Source organism: Streptomyces sp. YS-3 (assembly GCF_045257485.1).
Lineage (GTDB): Bacteria > Actinomycetota > Actinomycetes > Streptomycetales > Streptomycetaceae > Streptomyces.
This window is the reverse complement of sequence record NZ_JBJHPC010000667.1, coordinates 1-3,675: the sequence shown is the minus strand read 5'-3', so window position 1 is coordinate 3,675 and position 3,675 is coordinate 1. Positions and strand designations below refer to the sequence as shown.

Genomic DNA, 3,675 nt, shown 5'->3' with positions numbered 1-3,675 from the left:
GGAGGGCCCCGTGCGGGAGGCCCGGTGCGGGAGGCCCGGTGCGGGAGGCCCGGTGCGGGAGGGCCCGTGCGGGAGCGCAAGCGGAGTGCCGCAGAGCAGGGGGTGCCCGGGCCGCAGGGGTGAGGCACTACCGGCGTGAGGCACCACCGCGTGAGGCACCACCGGCGCGAGGCACCACCGGCGCGAGGCACCACCGGCGCGTGCGTGCGGGCCGGGCGGCCCTCCTAACCCCGTCGTTCCGCCCGCTCCCGCAGCCACTCCCCGTACACCGCCCGGATCCGGGCGCGGGTGGGGACCGCGGGCAGGCCGAGGGCCTCCTTCGCCACGGCCAGCACCCGCTGGATCCTGCCCGCCGCCCGGGCCAGCCGCAGACACCTCGGGCCCGGCCCGGCGCCGGCTCCCGGCGGGCCCGCGACCGCGACCGCGCCCGCCACCAGAGCCAGCATGCCCGCGCCCGCCATCAGCGCCGCGGCCGTACGGATCACGTCCGTGTAGACCGACTGCGCGCGTTTGAACGCCAGCAGTTGCGGCAGGTCCCGCTCCCAGCCGTCGCTGGCACCGGGCCGTGCGGCCTCGACCGCCTCGCGCCACACGCGCTTGACCCGCCGCGTGTCGCAGTCGGGGTAGTCCATCAGGTGCAGATGGGTCGCCAGCTCGTACAACGGGTCGCCGATCATGGCGAGTTCCCAGTCGATGAACCAGAGATCGCCCGCTGCGTCGACGATCAGGTTCCGCCGGTGCAGATCGCCGTGGACGAGGGAGAACGGCCGCTCGGTCAACTCCATGGACCGCTCCCGCAGCCCTTTCAGCGAGGTGGCCGAAATACCCAGGCCTTCGAATAGCGCGCCGAACTCGCCCACATGCTCGCCGTAGACCTGGAACTGCGTGAAGTCGATCAGCCTGCCGAGGAAGCCGGCACTGTCTCCGTCCCGGACCGGTGGCCGGGAACCACCCTCCGGTCCCTGTGGCTCCTCTGGCAGCAATTCCAGGGAGAGTTCCCCGTGCTTGATGGCGGCCAGCTGTCCGAATAACTCACCGAGCTGGCGAACATGGCGGCCGGAGAGGCGGCCGAGCCCGAATCGCGCACGGGGGAGCGTGCGCCCCTCGACGAAACCCTGGAGGAACAGCCCCTCGGTGAATTCGGCGCATGGGGGAATACGGGAAACACGGCCCCGGAGTGCCATCAGCAGCTTTTCCTCGGAGGCGAAAGTACGCCGGTCGAACCAGCGCAGGTTCTCCCGGCGCACCCGCAGTTTTCCCCGCGTGTAATCCGCGCCGAGCGGGTGCCCCGGCGGGAGTACGATCGCGTACGCCTCGTGGTGGTGCCCCTGGAGCGGGCCGGTCACCCCCCGGTCGCCGTCCCGGCTGAGCCCGGCCGCCGTCAGCCGTGCCGGGGACGCTTCCGTTGCCATCGCGAGCCTTAGAGTGCGGCGCGGGTCGTGCCGCGGGAGGACAGAGGGGCCGGAGCGGGACGCTACAGGGCGACCGGTGCCAGAAGGCGCGGATTCAACGTTTTCGACCGGGGTGTCGTCCGGACCGGCGCCTCCGTCGGCCCGTGCCGCCCCGGCTCCGGCCCCCTCACCTGCTCAGGAGCTCACCGAGGGACTCCACGACCGGCACTCGCTCGTACCATCGGCTCTCAGGATCGTGTTCGCCGGATTCCCGGCTCTCCCTGGCGTGCGGCACGAAGGCGATGAACGGGACCCTGAGCCGGGCGGCGGCGCCGAGGTCCTTCTCCGAGTCCCCGATCATGACGGCCTCCTCCGGCGCGGACCCCGTCGAGCCGAGGACCCGCAGCAGGCAGTCCGGGTCCGGCTTCAGCTTGGCGATGTCGGCCGCGCGGCCGTGGACGTGCGCGCCGAAACTCTCGGCCAGATCCATCCGTCTGAGATACGCCCCCACCGCCTCGGCGGAATTGTTGGTGGCAATGCCGAGCCGGGTCTCCAGAGCGTCGAGTTCCCGTATCAGGTCGGCCGCTCCCTCCGTCGGCTGGGCCGACTCCGCGGCGCGTTCCTCTTGTTCAGTGAGACGTTTCTCCAGCTCTCGCACCCACCGTCCGCCGTGCAGGTTCCGCTCGACCAGGCCGAGGTATCCGAGCGGATCCGCCGCGAATTCGCCGGGCGGGACACTCACGTCGAGGACCCGTTCCAGCCATTCGCAGAGGTCCTCCACCACATCCGCCGCGGTGTATTTCGCGAAGAGATCGCACACGGGCCCGTCGAAGTCGAAGATGACGCATTGGGCGGCGTCGAGGAGATCGTGCGGGTCGTCCACAGCACTCCGTCCGTCGGGGAGGAGGGCAGAATAGCGTCACCCCGTCCCCCATACTGCCCCGTCCACGCAACTTCCCATTCCCCACCGCCACTTCGCGGGCGCCTTTCCTCAGCGCCCGAGGTCGAGGCTGGTGGTGATGGTCTCCCAGAGGTTGTCGAACCACCGCTGCGAGCGGTCCACGAAGGCCGCGTCCCGCGCTCCCGCGCTGCGCAGGAACTGGAACAGCATCGACTGGTTGCCGAGCGAGTCGAAGATCTCCACGGAGGTGTCGGCGATCTGCTGCTCGCGCTCGGTGATGTCGTAGTAGCCGAAGAGCGCCTCGGAGCCGTTCAGCAGATACAGCTTGATCGGCGAGGTCAGCGGCAGCGCCTGGAACTCGATGTGGACGTCGATCCCCTCGACGATGTGCAGCGCCTCCAGGTTGTCCCGCAGGACGATGCCCTGGGTGTTGCGCTGGCTCAGCCACCGCTCGTGGACCAGCCGGTCGTCGGCCGCCGAGCGGCGCACGGGCCGGGGGAAGGCCAGGTTGATGCCGCGGTCCGGCAGCAGGACGCGGACGTGGACCGAGGCCGGGCGGAACAGCCCCGCGTGGATGGCGGCGAGCGGCTCGCCCAGCGCCAGGTTGAGGGTCTCCGTGGTCAGGCACACCGCGTCGATCCGCACCTCCTCGGCCCGGAACGCCTCCGCCACCCGGGGGCTCAGCACGGCCGCCGTCCGCTTCGGCTCCTCGTCCGCGGGGCGGACGGGGGCCGGCGCGGCGCTGGCGATCCTCGCCGGGGCGCCCTTGCGGCCCTCGGTGATCAGCCCCTCGCCGTGCAGTTGCAGCAGGGCCTGGCGCACCACCGTCCGCTCCACCCCGTAGTGCTCCACCAGCCAGGCCTGGGTGGGCAGTTTGTCCCCCACCTTGAGCTCACCCGCCCGGATCCGGGCCCGCAGCGAGGCGGCCACATCATCGGGCGTGCGCCTGGCACCGCCGTCGTCCGTCACCTCAGGTTCCGACGTCACACCCGCACGCTACAACTATCCGACAGCCAAAGGGAGTTGTCGTGAAGTTGGTTTATGGCTCTTGAGGTAGCGGGACAACTTCACCAAGTTGTCCGCCAACTTGGTGAAGTTCGCGCGGAACCTCCACCAGGCGGACCTCTCGGGGGAGGGACTCCATGCCCATGACCGCTCTCTTGCTCGCCCTCGCCGTCATCGCCGCCGAGAAGCTGGTCCACCACCGGCTCGGTGTCGTCGGCAGCCTGGGAATCGTCCTGCTGACCGTCGGTCAGCAGACCGGCGAGGCCACCTTCAGTCTCATCGGCGCGGCTGCCGTCCTGGCCGCGCTCATCCCGCAGAAGACCGACACGTGACCCCGCCCGCCGCTCTCAGAACATGTCCGGGCACCAAGCCCGCCGC

Annotated in this window: 4 protein-coding genes; 1 reads left to right on the top strand and 3 read right to left on the bottom strand. The window is 70.8% G+C overall.

Going from position 1 to position 3,675, the window contains the following annotated elements; translation table 11 throughout:
* Window positions 1-224: 224 nt before the first annotated feature.
* From ACJA3G_RS32895 to ACJA3G_RS32885, 3 genes are all read right to left on the bottom strand, one after another.
* Complete coding sequence (locus tag ACJA3G_RS32895) at window positions 225-1,412, bottom strand: phosphotransferase family protein (protein ID WP_406556693.1); 1,188 nt, start codon at window positions 1,410-1,412, stop codon at window positions 225-227.
* 166 nt (window positions 1,413-1,578) lie between these two features.
* Window positions 1,579-2,274 carry an HAD family hydrolase gene (locus ACJA3G_RS32890; protein ID WP_406556692.1) on the bottom strand — a complete coding sequence of 232 codons (696 nt, stop codon included), beginning with the start codon at window positions 2,272-2,274 and terminating at the stop codon, window positions 1,579-1,581.
* Window positions 2,275-2,382: 108 nt separating this feature from the next.
* A complete protein-coding gene (locus ACJA3G_RS32885) occupies window positions 2,383-3,279 on the bottom strand; it encodes a winged helix-turn-helix domain-containing protein (protein ID WP_406556691.1) in 897 nt (298 codons plus the stop codon).
* Window positions 3,280-3,440: 161 nt separating this feature from the next.
* On the opposite strand from ACJA3G_RS32885, the gene ACJA3G_RS32880 reads away from it, so the two are divergent.
* Complete coding sequence (locus ACJA3G_RS32880; protein ID WP_406556690.1) at window positions 3,441-3,629, top strand: hypothetical protein; 189 nt, start codon at window positions 3,441-3,443, stop codon at window positions 3,627-3,629.
* Window positions 3,630-3,675: the final 46 nt, after the last annotated feature.